General features: G+C 36.1%; 16 protein-coding genes. 7 read left to right on the plus strand and 9 right to left on the minus strand.

Features of this window, described 5'->3' with window-relative positions; all coding sequences use genetic code 11:
* Nucleotides 1-94: 94 nt before the first annotated feature.
* Nucleotides 95-1,936 (minus strand): ABC transporter ATP-binding protein, encoded by a 1,842-nt coding sequence (locus tag B176_RS0103820; RefSeq protein ID WP_017257452.1) that lies wholly within the window; start codon nucleotides 1,934-1,936, stop codon nucleotides 95-97.
* A gap of 160 nt (nucleotides 1,937-2,096) precedes the next feature.
* Nucleotides 2,097-3,386: an aminopeptidase P family protein gene (locus B176_RS0103825; RefSeq protein WP_017257453.1), complete on the minus strand. Its 1,290-nt coding sequence runs from the start codon at nucleotides 3,384-3,386 to the stop codon at nucleotides 2,097-2,099.
* Between the two features lie 153 nt (nucleotides 3,387-3,539).
* Here B176_RS0103825 and B176_RS0103830 point away from each other — a divergent pair, with 153 nt between their 5' ends.
* The 6 genes from B176_RS0103830 to B176_RS0103850 all read left to right on the plus strand — a co-directional run bounded on the left by B176_RS0103830 (nucleotide 3,540) and on the right by B176_RS0103850 (nucleotide 10,121).
* Nucleotides 3,540-4,994, plus strand: coding sequence for an OmpA family protein (locus B176_RS0103830; protein ID WP_316928457.1), 1,455 nt, complete (start codon nucleotides 3,540-3,542; stop codon nucleotides 4,992-4,994).
* 70 nt (nucleotides 4,995-5,064) lie between these two features.
* Complete coding sequence (locus B176_RS21530) at nucleotides 5,065-5,208, plus strand: DUF6728 family protein (protein WP_316928458.1); 144 nt, start codon at nucleotides 5,065-5,067, stop codon at nucleotides 5,206-5,208.
* 2 nt (nucleotides 5,209-5,210) lie between these two features.
* The gene (locus B176_RS0103835) at nucleotides 5,211-5,591 is read left to right on the plus strand and encodes a RidA family protein (RefSeq protein WP_017257455.1); all 381 of its coding nucleotides are present in this window, start codon (nucleotides 5,211-5,213) and stop codon (nucleotides 5,589-5,591) included.
* Nucleotides 5,591-6,520: an EamA family transporter gene (locus B176_RS18960; RefSeq protein WP_017257456.1), complete on the plus strand. Its 930-nt coding sequence runs from the start codon at nucleotides 5,591-5,593 to the stop codon at nucleotides 6,518-6,520. Before B176_RS0103835 ends, B176_RS18960 begins: the two co-directional genes overlap by 1 nt.
* Before the next feature lies 1 nt (nucleotide 6,521).
* Complete coding sequence (recG, locus tag B176_RS0103845) at nucleotides 6,522-8,627, plus strand: ATP-dependent DNA helicase RecG (RefSeq protein WP_017257457.1); 2,106 nt, start codon at nucleotides 6,522-6,524, stop codon at nucleotides 8,625-8,627.
* 99 nt (nucleotides 8,628-8,726) lie between these two features.
* Nucleotides 8,727-10,121, plus strand: coding sequence for a M20/M25/M40 family metallo-hydrolase (locus B176_RS0103850; RefSeq protein ID WP_017257458.1), 1,395 nt, complete (start codon nucleotides 8,727-8,729; stop codon nucleotides 10,119-10,121).
* Here the strand turns inward: B176_RS0103850 and B176_RS0103855 are convergent.
* From B176_RS0103855 to B176_RS0103885, 7 genes are all read right to left on the minus strand, one after another.
* Complete coding sequence (locus B176_RS0103855) at nucleotides 10,109-10,576, minus strand: MepB family protein (RefSeq protein ID WP_017257459.1); 468 nt, start codon at nucleotides 10,574-10,576, stop codon at nucleotides 10,109-10,111. The genes B176_RS0103850 and B176_RS0103855 overlap by 13 nt on opposite strands.
* Nucleotides 10,577-10,597: 21 nt before the next feature.
* On the minus strand, nucleotides 10,598-11,908 hold the full coding sequence (locus B176_RS0103860) for an ABC1 kinase family protein (RefSeq protein ID WP_017257460.1): 1,311 nt from the start codon (nucleotides 11,906-11,908) through the stop codon (nucleotides 10,598-10,600).
* A 187-nt stretch (nucleotides 11,909-12,095) separates the two neighbouring features.
* Complete coding sequence (locus tag B176_RS0103865) at nucleotides 12,096-12,743, minus strand: TetR family transcriptional regulator C-terminal domain-containing protein (RefSeq protein ID WP_017257461.1); 648 nt, start codon at nucleotides 12,741-12,743, stop codon at nucleotides 12,096-12,098.
* A gap of 210 nt (nucleotides 12,744-12,953) precedes the next feature.
* Complete coding sequence (locus B176_RS0103870) at nucleotides 12,954-13,652, minus strand: SDR family NAD(P)-dependent oxidoreductase (protein ID WP_017257462.1); 699 nt, start codon at nucleotides 13,650-13,652, stop codon at nucleotides 12,954-12,956.
* A 1-nt stretch (nucleotide 13,653) separates the two neighbouring features.
* A complete protein-coding gene (gene folE, locus B176_RS0103875; protein ID WP_017257463.1) occupies nucleotides 13,654-14,352 on the minus strand; it encodes a GTP cyclohydrolase I FolE in 699 nt (232 codons plus the stop codon).
* Nucleotides 14,315-14,728, minus strand: a complete 414-nt coding sequence (locus tag B176_RS0103880) for a 6-pyruvoyl trahydropterin synthase family protein (RefSeq protein ID WP_017257464.1) — start codon at nucleotides 14,726-14,728, stop codon at nucleotides 14,315-14,317. The genes folE and B176_RS0103880 overlap by 38 nt, the downstream gene beginning before the upstream one ends.
* A 91-nt stretch (nucleotides 14,729-14,819) precedes the next feature.
* Nucleotides 14,820-15,107, minus strand: a complete 288-nt coding sequence (locus tag B176_RS0103885; protein WP_017257465.1) for a TIGR03643 family protein — start codon at nucleotides 15,105-15,107, stop codon at nucleotides 14,820-14,822.
* A 107-nt stretch (nucleotides 15,108-15,214) separates the two neighbouring features.
* Between B176_RS0103885 and B176_RS0103895 the strand changes: the two genes are divergently transcribed.
* Nucleotides 15,215-16,558 carry a DNA recombination protein RmuC gene (locus tag B176_RS0103895; RefSeq protein ID WP_017257467.1) on the plus strand — a complete coding sequence of 448 codons (1,344 nt, stop codon included), beginning with the start codon at nucleotides 15,215-15,217 and terminating at the stop codon, nucleotides 16,556-16,558.

Below are 16,558 nucleotides of genomic sequence, written 5' to 3' on the forward strand. Positions count from 1 at the left end.
CTCCGTTCAACATCACGAACTGAATATCCACGCCGTCATGCTGACGATAGGAAGCATCTCACTCGAAAGATTACTGGTTGGTCGGAAATTAGAATTATCCCTCTTCAAAACTCTGCATAGAAATCAGCTTATAATATAACCCACCTTTACCAATCAATTCCTCATGGTTGCCTGTTTCTATAATCTTCCCATTTTCTAACACCACAATTAAATCAGCGTTTTTAATGGTACTTAAACGATGAGCAATAACCAAAGTAGTGCGGTTTTCCATTAAATGATCTAATGCTTCCTGCACCAATTTTTCCGATTCGGTATCTAAAGCAGAAGTTGCTTCATCCAAAAGCATAATAGGAGGGTTTCCCAAAACTGCCCTCGCAATACAGATTCTTTGTTTTTGTCCTCCAGAAAGTTTGATTCCTCTATCGCCAATGTTGGTCTGGTAGCCTTCATCTGCTCGTTCAATAAATTCATGAGCGTTGGCTATTTTCGCGGCGTTTTCAACTTGTTCTTGCGTAAAACCGTTACGGCCAAAAACAATGTTGTTGTAAATGGTGTCGTTAAATAAAATAGATTCTTGGTTAACAATGCCCATCAAGTTTCTTAAAGATTCTTGCGAAGCAGTTTTTATATCAACACCATCCATAGAAATAGTCCCAGCTTGTGGGTCAGAAAAACGTGGGATTAAATCTAATAAGGTTGATTTTCCTCCGCCCGATGGGCCAACCAAAGCAACCGTTTTACCTTTCGATAAAACAAAATTGAGCTTGTTTAAAATCTGCTTTTCGCCATAAAAGAAATCAACATTGTCAAAAACTATTTCTTTGTTAAACTCAATTAGCTCAACAGGGTTTTTAACATCGGTTATTGTTGAAGGAGTATCTATTAAATCTAAAACACGTTCGCCGGCAGCTAAACCTTGGTTAATATTACTAAACGAATCTGAAATAGCTTTCGCGGGACGTAGTAACTGAGAAAAGGCAGCGATATAAGTAATAAAACCTGCGGCAGTAATACCCGAATTTTTCTCGAAAACTAAAGAACCGCCATAAATCAAAATCCCCGAAAGGGTTAAAACACCCAAAAACTCCGAAACAGGAGAAGCCATTTGTTGTCTTTTGGCAATTGATTTATTAATATTAGAATACTTATCGTTTTCTGAATTGAATTTATTGTTGATATACGGCAAAGCATTAAATGCCTTTACAATGCGCATTCCGCTAATGGCTTCGTCAACATAACTTACCATAACCCCAAAAGAATTTTGAGATTCTGCAGCTTGTGCCCTTAAGCTTTTTACAATTCGGCCAATTACCAAACCAGAAACTGGTAATAATATAAGTGTAAATAAAGTAAGTTGGGCAGAGATGCTAAATAAAAGGTACATGTAGCCAATAATTAATAAAGGCTCTCTAATAATTACCTGTAAAGTATTGGTGACAGAAAATTGAACCACTTGTACATCGGAAGTTATTTTCGCTATAATATCACCTTTACGTTCGCTATTAAAAAAATGTAAATGTAAACGGGTGACCGATTCAAATACCGTTTTTCTTAAGTTTTGAAGCGTATATATTCTCAAATTCTCCATAATCCTTTGAGAAAGGTATCTGAAAACATTACTCAACAACACACAAATTACTAAAGAAATGGCTACAAAAATTAGTGCTCCTTTTTGTCCGTTTATTGCGATGTAGGTGTTGAAATGATAGTTGAAAAGATCTGAGAAATATTGAAATGTCCAATCAAAAGTAGGTGATTGGCCAATATGTTCAGCAATATTTTCTGGCGACTGTTTAAACAAAACATTTAAAACAGGCATCAATAAAGAAAAAACTACCGTATTAAACAATGCATATAGCAACGTAAATATGAAATAGGGAGTTGCAAACTTACCGATTGGCTTAGCAAAAGAAAGTAATCTGAAATAGGTTTTCATGCTTTAAAATAATTCGCAAATGTATCGATTTATATTTTTTTAAGCTCAATTAATCAATGTGCAATTTGATCCAGATATCCGAGATTTCGAACGGTTGGTTTTTAGTGTGGTTAAAAAGTTAGAGTTCCAATAGAATATACTGGAACTCTCTTTTTTTGAACTATGCATTCATTAACGCTTCAATTTCATCAGCTTCAATCGGGATGTTTGCCATTAAATCCACGGGGCCATTCTGGCTAATCCATATATTGTTCTCTAATCTGATTCCTAAGCCTTCAGCCGGAATGTAAATCCCGGGTTCGCAAGTAAGAACGTTTCCAACAGCGAAAGCATCGTATCTACTGGCAAAATCGTGAACGTCAATTCCTAAGTGATGGGAGTTGCCATGCATAAAATATTTTTTGTAAGCAGGCATTCTAGGGTCTTGCTTGGCAACATCATGTTTGTCTAATAAACCTAATTTAATTAATTCTGCAGTCATCACTTTCCCTACCTCTTCGTGATAGGCATTCCAGATAACTCCCGGCGCAAGCATTTTTATAGATTCTTTCATAACATGGAGTACAGCGTTATAAACATCTTTTTGGCGTTTGCTAAATTTGCCGTTTACCGGGATGCTTCTGCTCATATCAGCGTTGTAGTTTGCGTACTCGGCTCCAAAATCAAATAATATAACCTCTCCGTCTTTACAAACCTGGTCATTGTTGTTATAGTGAAGAATACATGCATTCTTGCCAGAAGCGATAATAGGAGAATAAGCATGGCCAGTAGATTTCTGACGAGTGAATTCATGAATGATTTCAGCTTCAATTTCCCATTCACCAACGTTGGGTTTGACAAAATTTAAAACCCTCCTAAACGCATCATTGGTAATGTCGCAAGCCTTCTGTATATAATTTAGTTCAGTTGCTGACTTAATAGGTCTTAATTTTCTGAAAATTGGAGCAGCTCTTTCATAGTTATGTAAAGGATATTTGGCTTTCATTTCTTCAATAAACCTAATATCGCGATAAGCTAAAGTATGCGCATATCTATCATTCTCATTGGTATTCAGGTATATATTATCTGCATAATTTATAATCGATGAAAATATTGGCCAAAATTCTTCTAACCAATAGATATTATTGATGCCCGATATTTTTTTTGCCTCCTCTTTAGTGTATTTATAGCCTTCCCATACTGCAATATATTCATTTGTCTGTCTTAAAAACAGGACTTCTCTGTATAAAGGATTAGGACAATCGGGGAAAAGTAACAGTATGGTTTGTTCCTGATCTATGCCCGTAAGGTAGAATAAATCGGGGTTTTGCTTAAAAATAAAGGTTTGATCCCCGCTTCTTGGGTACTCATCACTTGCATTGATTACTGATAAAGAATTTTTCTTAAGGTTTAAAGAAAAATTTTCTCTATTTTTGCCGTGTAAAATTGGTTCTCTGATTTGTTGTTTCATCGGTGCCGATAGTTTAAAGTTGAAAATAACTCATTTTGGAAGTTTTTATTGCAAAATGAATTTTTGGAACAGAATTTGAATACTTGCTGAAATCAAACTTATAATTAATTTTACAAAAAATTACAATTAAGAATTGTTAACCTTAAAAAAAAAATGATGAATTACTCTACATTAAAAAAAACAGTTGCTTTGTCTTTAGCTACTGCTTTTGCTGTTGCAGCAAACGCACAAGAGACACCAACATCTAGCTCTGCCAAAACATTTGGTGGAAAAAAACAGTATCGTACTTGGACACTTGGATTAAACGGAGGTGTTAGTGTACCTGCAGTTATTACAGGTGGAACTAATGACTTTGGAGACAACGTTGGTTTCGGCGAGTACAAACTTGGTGGTTACTACGGATTAGCTTTAAGAAAGCAATTTGGTCATGTTTTCGGTTTAGAATTAAACGGTTACAGAGGTCACGTAAACCATATTGACAAAGCACCTAGTCCAGGTACTTTAGCTCCAGGATTCGGAAATCCAGGTGTGTATTACAAATCTGCTCAAACTCAAGTTCAGTATGACGTTAATTTAAGTGGTTATTTTAACCTTGCTACTATTGATTTCTTAAACAGAACCAATGCAGTTAATTTCTACGGTAAAGTTGGTTACGGTTTAATCGCTTACAATCCTGAACTTTACACTGGTGACAATTTAGACGGTGCAAACAAAAGCAACAAAGGAAACTACGGTTCAGCTGGTGATAACAATGATTACATCAGACAAGCATACATTCCAGTAGGAGTTGGTGTTAAATTTAAGTTGAGCGATAGAATTGCTTTAGACTTAGGTTACGATGCTAAGTTTATTGATGCTGACAACTTTGATGGTGTTTACGCAAAAGGAAATTCAAAAGATAAATTCTCTGTAATGAGAGCTGGTTTAGAATTCTCTTTAGGATCTAAATCTAAAGCAGATTTAAACTGGGTTAATCCAGTAGCGATGATGTACGATGAATTAAAAGATCCTACATTACGTCAAGAAGTTGAAGCTTTAAAAGGACGTGTTACTAACGTTGAGCAAGCTGTTGAAGATTTGAAAAAAGATTCAGACGGTGACGGTGTTGCTGATCATTTAGACAAATGCCCAAACACTCCAGCTGGAGCTAAAGTTGATGGTTCTGGTTGTGAGTTAGATACAGATGGCGATGGTGTTCCAGATTGGAAAGACAAATGTCCATTAGAAAAAGGTACTGCTGAGTTAAACGGTTGTCCAGCAATGGGAACTGCTACAATGGCTGGTGTTAATAACATCCAGTTTGAATACAACTCTTCAGTTTTAAGAACTTCTTCTTATACAGCTTTAGATAAAGTATCTTCTACTTTAAGAGCAGACAAAAACGCTGGTTTACAGTTAGACGGTCACGCTTCTGCAGAAGGAACTGATGCTTATAACATGCAATTATCTTTAGACAGAGCTAACGCAGTAAAAACTTACTTAGTTAATTCTGGTGTTGATGCTAAGAAAATAGCAACTAAAGGTTACGGTGAAACTCGTCCAATCGCTTCTAATACAACAGAAGAAGGTCGTGTAGCTAACCGTCGTGTTGAGTTCAGAACAAAATAATTAGATTAATTTTAATCTTAAAGAAGGGAGTCTGTTAGCAGACTCCCTTTTTTTATTTATAAATTTGCGTATGTACTTTTTTAGAAAAAAAGATTCAAACAGACCCACTAATTTTAATATCCGAGCAATGCATTGGGTAAATAAATTCGTAATCATCGTTTTTATTCTAGGTGTGTTGTGGAAATTAATAGACATATTTATATTAAGTAAATAATTATGAAAAAGGTTATAAATACACAAAATGCCCCTGCACCAATCGGACCTTATAATCAGGCAATAATGGCAGGTAATACCTTATACGTGTCAGGACAAATTGCTATTGATCCACAGAGCGGTAATTTAGTTGATGCTAACATTGAAGAAGAAACGCATCAGGTAATGGCAAATCTAAAAGCTGTGCTAAATGCAGCTGATCTAGATTTTATCAACGTAGTAAAAACATCTATCTTTTTAAGTGATATGAATTCATTTTCTAAAGTAAATGAGATTTACGGACAGTATTTTACCAAAGATTTTCCGGCAAGAGAAACGGTAGCTGTTAAAACCTTACCCAAAAACGTTAATGTAGAGATTTCAGCAATCGCTGTAAAAATGTAATGAGCAAAAAATCAATTGGTTTGTTGGCGGCCCTATCAGCAAATGTGATGTGGGGCTTTATGTCTATCCCATTAAGGTTGATAAAATCTTACGACGCAGATCAAATTCTTTACTATAGAATTATTGTTTCTTTTTTGATCAGTAGTTTGGTAGTTGTTTTTTTTAACAGAAAAAATCTAAAAACAGATATTGCTTATTTAAGCTCCATTAAAGGGCGAGATTTTTCTAACCTTGCTATTCTCATTGTTGTATCGGGTGTTTTTATTACGCTCAATTGGTTTACCTTTATTTATGTGGTAAACAGTATAAATCTAAAATCGGCAGCTTTCGCTTACATGATATGCCCCTTGATAACAGCACTAGGCGGTTTTGTTTTGCTGAAAGAAGAATTAAGTAAGATTAAAGTTATTGCCATCGCTATTGCTGTGGTCTCGATTTTTATTTTAGCAACAGGCTCAGTCCATGAAGTATTGTGGTCTATAGTTACCGCCGCTTTCTACGCCTTCTTTTTGATTATCCAGCGTAAAATACAAAGTATCAATAAACTGAATATGTTAGCTTTTCAAATGATTGTTGCACTCGGTTTAATTATTCCGCTATTCTTTGTTTTTCCACAACCTATCCCTGTTGAGCTATCTTTTTGGGTAAATATCGTTATCATATCAGCTTTTTTTACAGTTTTACCATTGCTACTCAGCTTAATTGCACTTACAAGTTTACCTTCTTCAACCGTAGGGATTTTGATTTATATTAATCCGGTAGTTGCATTTAGTGTGGCATTTTTTTATTTTAACGAACGCATCCAAGCTAACCAATTATTTGCTTACGGATTGTTGGTTTGTGCCGTTGTGATTTTTAATTTCAAAATCATCAAAGAAAGTTTTTTTAAATTTTCAAAAAGTTCAATTAAAACAAATCAAGCTGTATAAATTGAATCAATCTGTATTAGATACGCCAATAGCCTATTTAAAAGGAGTAGGTCCGCAAAGAGCAGAAATTCTGAAGAAGGAAATTGCTGTTTTTAGCTACCGCGATTTACTAAGCTATTATCCATTCAGATACATTGATAGAACGCAGTTTTATAAGATTAAGGATGTAAACGCAGACCTGCCTTACATTCAGATTTTAGTGAGATTAAGATCACTCGAAGTTATCGGAGAAAAGCGAACAAAAAGATTGGTTGCCCAAGCTATTGACGATACAGGAGAAATTGAGCTGGTATGGTTTCAGGGCATTACATGGGTGCAAAAAAACTTAGCGCTCAATCAAGTTTACATTATTTTTGGTAAGGTTACCTTTTTTAATGGGAAAGCGCAGATGGCGCATCCAGAAATTGAAGTGTATAATAAAAATGCTTTAAACCGCGGGAATCTAAAATTACAACCGGTTTATTCCTCAACAGAAAAGCTAAAGCAATATAGTTTAGATGCCAAAGGTATCCAGAAAATAACAGCAAACGCTTTAGATGTTTGTCTGCAGGATATTGAAGAAGTGTTACCTCTTTACATTACTCAAAAATACAAGCTTCTGGCGAGAGCAAAAGCGATATACAATATTCATTTTCCAGCAAATGCGGATGATTTACGAGCTGCACAAAATACCTTGAAATTCGAAGAATTATTTTTGATTCAGTTTAGGATGTTAAAATCCAAAATGATTAGAACTCAAAAATTTAAAGGAAACGTTTTTGAAAACGTTGGCGATAAGTTTAACTATTTCTATGAGCACTTACTCCCTTTTTCATTAACAAATGCCCAAAAAAGGGTTATTAAAGAAATTAGGATGGATACGCAAAAGGGTATCCAGATGAACCGATTGGTACAGGGTGATGTTGGCTCGGGGAAAACAGTTGTCGCATTAATGACGATGCTTTTGGCAGTAGATAACGGCTATCAAGCTTGTTTAATGGCGCCAACAGAGATTTTAGCTACACAACATTACCATTCGCTAAAAGAGTTGTTAAAAGACGAATTTGTGTCAATCGCATTGTTGACGGGTTCGAGCAAAACAAAGCAACGCAGAATTATTGCGGAAGATTTAGAAAGTGGAAAGCTCTCTATTTTGATAGGAACGCATGCGTTGATTGAAGATCCCGTAAAGTTCAAAAATTTAGGTTTTGCCGTAATTGATGAACAGCATCGTTTTGGTGTGGAGCAAAGAGCGAAACTTTGGCGAAAAAACGTAATTCCGCCTCATATTTTGGTAATGACGGCAACACCTATCCCACGAACGCTTGCTATGACACTCTACGGCGATTTAGATGTTTCCATGATTGATGAATTGCCCGCAGGAAGAAAGCCGATAGAGACTCGTCATTTATACGAAAGTCAACGTTTAAGAATGTTCGGGTTTATGAAGCAAGAGATTGCTAAAGGGCGCCAGATTTATATTGTTTATCCGTTGATCCAGGAAAGTGCAAAGCTTGATTTGAAGAATTTAATGGATGGTGTAGATACCATGAGTCGAGAATTTCCTTTGCCTGAATATAGAATCAGCATTGTTCATGGACAGCTAAAAGCAAAAGAAAAGGAGTTTGAGATGCAACGTTTTGTAAAAGGTGAAACACAGATTATGGTGGCAACCACAGTAATCGAAGTTGGCGTAAATGTTCCAAATGCATCGGTAATGATTATTGAAAATGCTGAGCGTTTCGGTTTGTCGCAATTGCATCAGTTAAGAGGGCGTGTTGGGCGAGGAGCGGAACAATCTTATTGCATATTAATGTCGGGCGATAAGTTGAGTAAGGACGGGAGAGTGCGCCTGGAAACAATGGTTAAAAGTAATGATGGTTTTGAGATTGCCGAGATTGATTTACAGTTACGCGGACCCGGAAATATAGAGGGCAAACAGCAAAGCGGGGTAATGGAATTAAAATTGGCTGATTTAACAACCGATCAAAATATTTTAGCAGAAGCCAGAAAAACAGTAATTGAAATATTTGAAACTGATCCTGATTTAGCGAAGCCAGAAAACCAAGTTTTAAAAGCCATTTTACTAAAATCTGAAACGGGAATTATGCTCAACAAAATCTCTTAAATAAATTCTACCGAATAATACGTTGGATGATTTGGGATTCTGTGAAATAATTATAAAAAAGCACAGAAATACAATTACATTTATTGAAAATCACATACCATGAAAACACTTAAATCTATTTTTTTACTCGTTTTGTTTGCTTGTTTAGGGTTAGTTTCCCAGGCTCAGGATTCGTTAATCATTAGAAAAATATACGATGAAGCACTGGTTAATGGCCAAGCGTACGAAAACTTAAGATACCTGTGTAAGCAAATTGGACCCCGATTAAGTGGTTCTCCGCAAGCACAAAAATCGGTAGAGTGGGGCAAAGATTTAATGACTAAATACGGTTTTGATAAAGTGTATTTGCAAGAATGTATGGTGCCACATTGGGTACGTGGAGAAAAGGAAGTAGCCAGAATTATTGATGGTAAAAAAATCATTAATGTGCCGATCTCTGCATTAGGAATGTCTCCAGGAACACCGAAAAATGGTGTGCAAGCAAAAATAATTGAAGTTAGAAGTTTAGATGAATTAAAGGAATTAGGCAGTAAAGCCGTTGCTGGTAAAATAGTTTTTTTTAACAGGTCATTTGATCCACGTTTTATAGAAACAGGAAACGCTTATGGAACTGCAGGAGATCAACGGTTTTCGGGACCAGTTTTGGCTGCTAAATTAGGTGCTGTTGGGGTTATTGTGAGGTCTTTAACAGAAAGCTTGGACGATTATCCACATACAGGAACTACCGGCTTTACTGATGGAGATATTAAAATTCCGGCTGCGGCGATATCAACCAATGGTGCAAATCAGTTAAGTGCACTATTAAAACAGCGTAAATTACCCGAAGTAGAATTTTATTTCAAACAGAACTGTGAACTTTTGCCAGACGTTAAATCTTATAATGTGGTTGGAGAGATTACAGGTTCTGAGAAACCCAATGAGTTTATTACCGTGGGTGGGCATTTAGATTCTTGGGACTTAGCAGAAGGTGCACATGATGATGGTACAGGAGTAGTGCAAGCAGTAGAAGTTTTACGAATTTATAAAGCGCTAAACATCAGACCAAAACATAGTGTTAGGGCGGTAATGTTTATGAACGAAGAAAATGGTGGTCGTGGTGGTGCAAAATATGCCGACGAAGCGCAAGCAAATAAGGAAATACATATTGCAGCGATTGAATCAGATGGGGGAGGTTTTACACCTCGCGGATTTACTTTTCAGGATATTTCTAAGGAGGGATTGGTTTATGTAAAAGAAAACTGGAAACAACTATTAGAACCTTACTTAGCAGACCAGCTAAAAGCTGGCGGGAGCGGTGCAGATGTAGCACATCTTCGGAAACTGAATACAGCGGTTTTAATTGGTTTTAGAGCAGATTCTCAACGTTATTTTGATATCCACCATAGTGCAAAAGATGTATTTGAGAACGTGAATAAAAGAGAACTGGCATTAGGAGCAGGCGCTATGGCTGCTTTGGTTTACTTAATCGATACTCAAGGTATTCAGCGGAAGTAGTTTGGGCTTGGTTGTTCCATAAAGTATTGGCATTGCCATGCTTGTGTTTTTTTTGATTGTGGATTGTTTGCAACGTCCCAAGTTGGATAAACCCGAATACCTCTTTTACCACCAAAACCGTTTATGGCTATAATTTTCTTTTCGACTAATACCGATTTAGGGAATACGAAAGCTCCAAATCTTTTTTCGGTTTCGCAGGCGATGATGAAATAGTCGAAATTGTCTTTTTCATCGAAAGGTTGCGTAATCCCTTCAGCATTTCTTTTCCAGATTGCTACAAATTGACCAACTTTTTTAGGGGTAATTTTCGAAGTTCTAAATTCTATTGTTTGTTCTTTGATTTTAAAACAGCAGGCACTGTATTCTTTACTCTCGTTATTAACCTTAAGCCCCGAAAAATCTACGTCGATAAAAATCGAATTTTTTAGCTTTTCTAGCACATTTGGCTTAGGCATTTTCAATGATTATTTTCATGTTTAAAAACTGCTTTTTATATGCGGTTTATAGGTGTCCGTTTTTACTGTAGCACCCAATTCATGCAAAATGTTATATAACCCAAAGTTAGTACGATTAACGTAAATAAAATGTTTAACGCCACGGGCTTGCTTAAACTCTGGCATTCTGGCTATTTTTTCTCCAAATGAATAAAGACCTTCAAAAAATTCCGGTTTGCTAAAATCAAACTCACCTTTAATATAAGGTTGTGCAAATAAAGTAATCATTTCCTTGTAAGTTTGGTGGTAAAATTCAATCTGCGCCTCATTATCCTTCGGTAAAATCATTTCCAACGCCCTAAAAGCTTTGATTGTTTCTTCTTTATCGTTCATCAAATCTGTTGACGTGGTGGAGAAAAAAGGATAATAAAAGCTGTCTGGTAATTCTTTAATGCATCCAAAATCAATAATTCCCAGTTTGCCTTCAGGAGTTATTAGAAAGTTACCTGGGTGTGGATCAGCGTGTACCGCCCGAAGTTCATGTTGTTGGAAATTGTAAAAATCCCACAAGGCTTGTCCAATGGTATTTCGGGTTTCTTGAGAAGGATTTGTAGCTAAAAATTCTTTTAAATGTAAGCCATTTAACCAGCTCATGGTAATTACACGAGGACCAGAAAGCTCTTTATAATAAGTTGGGAAAACCAAATTTGGAATGTTGGCGCAAGCTGCAGATATTTTAAGAGAATTTTCTACTTCTAGTTCGTAGTCGGTTTCTTCTACCAAACGTTCTTCTACTTCTTTCATGTAAACTTCCAATTCCTTTTCGCTCATGCCAAGCAATCTAAATGCAAAAGGTTTCACCATTTTTAAATCAGAAGATATAGAATCGCCTACGCCTGGATACTGGATTTTTACCGCTAGTTTTTCGCCATTTAATTCGGCTTTATGTACCTGTCCAATTGATGCGGCGTTGGTAGATTGTAGATCAAATTTGTCGAAAATTTTATCTGGTGTTTTTCCAAAGTTTTTTCTGAACGTTTGCATAATAAGCGGTCCGCTTAAAGGCGGAGCATTATATTGCGACATGGAAAATTTATCGACATAAGCTTTTGGCAAAATGTTTTTGTCCATGCTCAGCATTTGTGCAACTTTTAAAGCACTGCCTTTCAACTCGCTTAACGAACTATAAATATCTGTTGCATTATCTTCATTCAACTCATCTCTGCTCAGCTCTGGATTGAATATTTTTTTCGAATAATGTTTGATGTAGTTTCCGCCGATTTTAAAACCTGTACCCACAAACTTTGCAGAACGGGCTACTTTACTTGCTGGAATACTGTTTTGTTCTTTCATGTTTGTTAAAGTAAAAAGTAGAAAGTAAAAAGTCAAAAGACCTTTACGATGATGAATTTCGAGATGTAAATTGGTGTTGGGTATGGATATGTAGAGTCAAAAACTCAGAATAAGGAACCAGATAACGAATCAGTTTTTTCCATTATATAAGTGTCTTGATTCTTGCTACTTAATTCTTGCTTCTCAACTAAAACCCCATTTTAAATCCTGCGTTCTGCGCTAAAAACTTGCCATAATCCAATAAATTATCAATCGGACTGCGTTGAAATAAGTCGAAAGTAACGTTAATTCCTTTTTCTATCGCTTCATCTGTTTTTTCAAATCCGGCGGAGTAATCTTTAAGCCAAAAGTTTAACAGAAAAGCCAATTGTAACCACAAAGCATCTTTATACCTGTCGCTCACAAATTTTCGCTCGTTTATTTCGCCACTTTCTAAGCCTTCGCTGATGAGTTCTTTGCTGAATTCTTCAAAAATCTCTTTGCTTTGTTTTAGCTGAGCTGGCGTTTTTAATCCTTTTTTGAAATTATCCATACTGTAATTCACAAAGCTTCTTTTGCTTTTTAAGAGTTCGAAAAAAGTGTAATAAAAAGATAAGGCCTTCTCTCTAACGCTATACGTACCCCAAATTTCTTGCGTTTTAACTTCGCTAATGGTGGTGATAAACAAGCTCGACCAAACTTCGGCGTCAATTGCATCAAAAGAACCAAAGTATTTATAAAATTCTTCTTCGGGGAATTTGTTTTTTTTGGCAAATGTAAAAACCGAATTAGGTTTTTTGCCTTCGCTTAAAACGTAATCAATATAAGCGCTTTGTATTTTTTCTTTTGTAGCCATTTTTACGAGAGTTTTTTGCGTTAGGGAGTGCAGTGGAAATCCTTTTCTTCAATTCTGAGCTTTAGGCGAAGAATAGTAGAAAAGATTGCAACGTAAAGCCCGCCAGAACGCCCTAATTATTAATTACTAATCTTCCTTTATTAACGCTTAAAAAGCAAGTATGTTTTTAGAAAATAATATCTTATTTCGGTCAAAAAAGAGATGACGTCTTTATAAATTCCTAACCGATGACATTCCCCCGTCGATTCCTAAAATCTGTCCCGTTATCCATGAGCTATTTTCCGAAAGCAGAAAAAATGCAGCATCCGCCAGTTCGTTAGGATTGCCAATTCTGCCTAAAGGATGTCGCTTATCTGATGCTTCCTTTTTCTCAGGCGTGGAAATTAGGTTGTGAGCTAAAGGCGTATCTGTTAAAGAAGGTGCGAGCGTATTTACCCTAATTTTGCTGGAAGCAAACTCGGCAGCCAAAGATTTTGTTAAGCCCTCGATGGCGCCTTTTGATGCAGCAATGCTGGAGTGGAAATTCATCCCGGTTTGTACGGCAACCGTACTGAACATCAAAATTGAAGCGGTTTCTGATTTTTTAAGCGCCAGCAAACAAGTTTGAATTGTTTTTACCGCTCCTAAAACGTTCACATTAAAGTCGGCCAAGAAATCAGCTTCGGTTAAACGGGTAAAAGGCTTTAAATTTATTGTTCCAGGGCAATATGCCAAACCATCCAAAACATCCGGAATCTGTGATTTTAATTGATTTTCATCGGCAGTAACATCTAGCTCAATGTAATTCACACTCGCTGGAATTTCACCTTTCTGCCTAGAGGCCGACCATACCTGATGTCCAGCTTCTGCCAATTTTTTAACTAGTGCCAATCCAATTCCCGAGCTTCCGCCGATTACCAAATAGTTCATACTAACCGATGTATTTTAAAAATTCGTTTCTTGTGGCGTCTTCCAAAAACTTACCCGAATATTCGGCCGTTACGGTTGAACTTGTGGTGTCTTTAATGCCACGGGATGATACACATAAATGAGAAGCCTCAATTACCACAGCCACATCCTCGGTATTTAAAGCTTTTTTTATTTCATTAGCAATCTGTATGTTCAAACGTTCTTGAACTTGCGGACGTTGTGAGTAATACTGCACAATTCTATTCAGTTTTGATAAGCCAATAACTGTTCCGTTGCTGATATAGGCCACATGTGCTTTGCCAATAATGGGGACAAAATGATGTTCGCAATTGCTAAAAAGCGTGATGTCTTTTTCAACCAGCATTTGGTTGTATTTATATTTATTTTCGAAAAGCTTTACATCAGGTTTGTTTTTAGGATTTAACCCTCTAAAAATTTCTTTGATGTACATTTTTGCAACCCGTTTAGGTGTTCCTTTTAAGCTGTCATCGGTTAAATCTAAACCCATGATGTCCATAATACTTCTAAAATGAGATTCAATTTTTGCGATTTTCTCGTCATCACTTAAATCAAAAGCATCTTTGCGCATAGGCGTGTCATACGATGTGCCCACATGGTCATCGCCCATTACATCAATCAGTATGTCTTCTTCAGAGAAGTTACTAAGCTGGATATTCGACATAGTTTCGTTCAGTTTCATATAATATTACTTTTAGGTCTAAATCTGTTGCAATGTGCGGCCTAATTAAATCATAAATAATCATTGCAATGTTTTCTGCCGTAGGGTTTAAATTCTTAAATTCTTGTGTGTCTAAATTTAAATTTCGATGATCAAACTTGTCAATTACATGTTCTTTCAACAGATCTGATAATAATTTCATATCAAACAAGTAACCCGACTCTTCATCTACATAACCAGTAACTTTTAAAATTAAATCGTAGTTATGACCATGATAGCTTGGGTTGTTGCATTTGCCAAAAAAGGCTTTGTTTTTTTCTTCGCTCCAATTTGGATTGTTTAACCGGTGTGCCGCATTAAAATGCTCTTTTCTAAAAACAGATATTTTTTGTTTCATTGCTATGTCAACTTAAAATGTGATCTTTTTGTTTTAAAAATTAGCGATAATTATTTTAACTAACGACATTAATTGTTTGCAGGTTTTCCTTTTATCGTTTAGATATTTTGTTTAAAGTGATTTGCCTTTGTTCTTTACACTTGAATCCCAACATTTCCGGATTTCGTTTTTTTACATGTTTATGAGAAATCCGCTGTGCTCTTTCACGCCATAGCTTAAAACTTTTTAGTTTGAGTTGACGACGCATAAGGTTTATCACGTCTTTTTCTGTTAAACCAAACTGAATTTCAATGGCTTCAAACGGAGTGCGATCTTCCCATGCCATTTCAATTACACGGTCTGTATCTAATTCATTTAATATAATCTTCTGTGTTTTCACCCCTATAAAACATTGAAATATAAAACTTGTTTTAAAAAACAGCAGATGTTAATTAACAGCTTGTTGATGTTTGCTATCTTGGTATTTTTAATGGTAAATTTTTGGTGATGGAATTGAGTTTAGTGGTAATTGCAGTGTTGATTTTGTTGTTAGCAGTTTTAGTTTTTCTAAAAAAGCCGAAGGCGAATGCTGACTTTAGTTTAACGGATTATCAGAACCTTAAAACAGATCTTGCCGTGGCGCAACAGCAGATTTTGAGCGCTAAACAAGATAAACAAGAGCTTGAAAATAGTTTGCACTTAAGGATAAACAAGCTAGAAATTGAAAAAACCAGTTTGCTAGAGCAAGTGTCTTTTGAAAAACAGGAATTGGTTAAACTCCAAGAATCTATAAAAGCACAGCAAGAGCGTTTTGATTTGCAAAAAGAGTTTATTGCAGAAACCCAGCTTAAGTTTTCAAAAGATTTTGAACTGATGGCAAACGAAATATTAAAGCAGAAATCTGCTGAATTTACGGAGGTTAACCGCACAAATTTAGATTTACTTTTAAATCCACTAAAAGAAAATATCAAAGCTTTTGAAGACAAAGTGGAGAAAGTTTATAAATCAGAATCTGATGAACGCAATGTTTTGAAAGGTGAAATCACAAAAATGATGGAGCTGAACAAGCAGATTAGTGATGAAGCCAATAACCTCACAAAAGCACTGAAGGGAGATAACAAAAAACAAGGAAATTGGGGCGAAATGGTTTTGGATAAACTGATGGAACGTTCTGGTTTGCTGGAAGACATAAATTACAGCAAGCAAGGAAGTTATACGGCAGAGGATGGCAGTAGGCTATTGCCAGATGTGGTTGTTAACTTGCCTGATGAAAAGCATATCGTTATAGATTCAAAAGTTTCGTTAGTGGCTTATGAGCGCCTGGTGAATTCTGAAACTGATGAAGAACGTAATCTTTTTGTGAAGCAACACGTTGCTGGAATAAAAGCACATATAAATGGTTTGGGTGCTAAAAATTACCATGATTTGTATCAGATTAATTCGCCAGAATTCGTTTTGCTTTTTGTACCGATTGAGTCTTCCTTTGCGATAGCAGTGCAATACGATCAGGAATTGTTTGATTTTGCCTGGAATAAGCGGGTTGTAATTGTAACGCCATCAACTTTATTGGCAACTTTAAAAACGGTAGCTTCTATTTGGAAACAAGAACAGCAGACCCGAAATGCGATAGATATTGCTACAAAAGCTGGTCAGTTGTATGATAAGTTTGTTGGTTTTGTAAGCGATTTACAAAAAGTTGGGGATCATCTAGATAGATCACAAAAAGTATATCAAGATGCGATGGGCAAACTGAGCGTTGGCAATGGAAATCTAGTCGGTAGGGTTGAGAATCTAAAGAAATTAGGTGCAAAAACCACTAAAAGTATTGATGAGAAATTGTTGGAAGAGTAG

Origin of the sequence: Pedobacter arcticus A12 (assembly GCF_000302595.1) — a bacterium.
GTDB classification, from domain to species: domain Bacteria; phylum Bacteroidota; class Bacteroidia; order Sphingobacteriales; family Sphingobacteriaceae; genus Pseudopedobacter; species Pseudopedobacter arcticus.

What these genes read in the sequence shown, in the direction of transcription:
- B176_RS0103825 (WP_017257453.1), bottom strand. Translation starts at nt 3,386, where the DNA reads ATGAAACAACAAATCAGAGAACCAATTTTACACGGCAAAAATAGAGAA.
- B176_RS18960 (WP_017257456.1), top strand. Translation starts at nt 5,591, where the DNA reads ATGAGCAAAAAATCAATTGGTTTGTTGGCGGCCCTATCAGCAAATGTG.
- B176_RS0103895 (WP_017257467.1), top strand. Translation starts at nt 15,215, where the DNA reads ATGGAATTGAGTTTAGTGGTAATTGCAGTGTTGATTTTGTTGTTAGCA.
- B176_RS0103830 (WP_316928457.1), top strand. Translation starts at nt 3,540, where the DNA reads ATGATGAATTACTCTACATTAAAAAAAACAGTTGCTTTGTCTTTAGCT.
- B176_RS0103880 (WP_017257464.1), bottom strand. Translation starts at nt 14,728, where the DNA reads ATGAAACAAAAAATATCTGTTTTTAGAAAAGAGCATTTTAATGCGGCA.
- B176_RS21530 (WP_316928458.1), top strand. Translation starts at nt 5,065, where the DNA reads ATGTACTTTTTTAGAAAAAAAGATTCAAACAGACCCACTAATTTTAAT.
- folE (WP_017257463.1), bottom strand. Translation starts at nt 14,352, where the DNA reads ATGAAACTGAACGAAACTATGTCGAATATCCAGCTTAGTAACTTCTCT.
- B176_RS0103850 (WP_017257458.1), top strand. Translation starts at nt 8,727, where the DNA reads ATGAAAACACTTAAATCTATTTTTTTACTCGTTTTGTTTGCTTGTTTA.
- B176_RS0103855 (WP_017257459.1), bottom strand. Translation starts at nt 10,576, where the DNA reads ATGCCTAAGCCAAATGTGCTAGAAAAGCTAAAAAATTCGATTTTTATC.
- B176_RS0103860 (WP_017257460.1), bottom strand. Translation starts at nt 11,908, where the DNA reads ATGAAAGAACAAAACAGTATTCCAGCAAGTAAAGTAGCCCGTTCTGCA.
- B176_RS0103865 (WP_017257461.1), bottom strand. Translation starts at nt 12,743, where the DNA reads ATGGCTACAAAAGAAAAAATACAAAGCGCTTATATTGATTACGTTTTA.
- B176_RS0103835 (WP_017257455.1), top strand. Translation starts at nt 5,211, where the DNA reads ATGAAAAAGGTTATAAATACACAAAATGCCCCTGCACCAATCGGACCT.
- B176_RS0103870 (WP_017257462.1), bottom strand. Translation starts at nt 13,652, where the DNA reads ATGAACTATTTGGTAATCGGCGGAAGCTCGGGAATTGGATTGGCACTA.
- B176_RS0103820 (WP_017257452.1), bottom strand. Translation starts at nt 1,936, where the DNA reads ATGAAAACCTATTTCAGATTACTTTCTTTTGCTAAGCCAATCGGTAAG.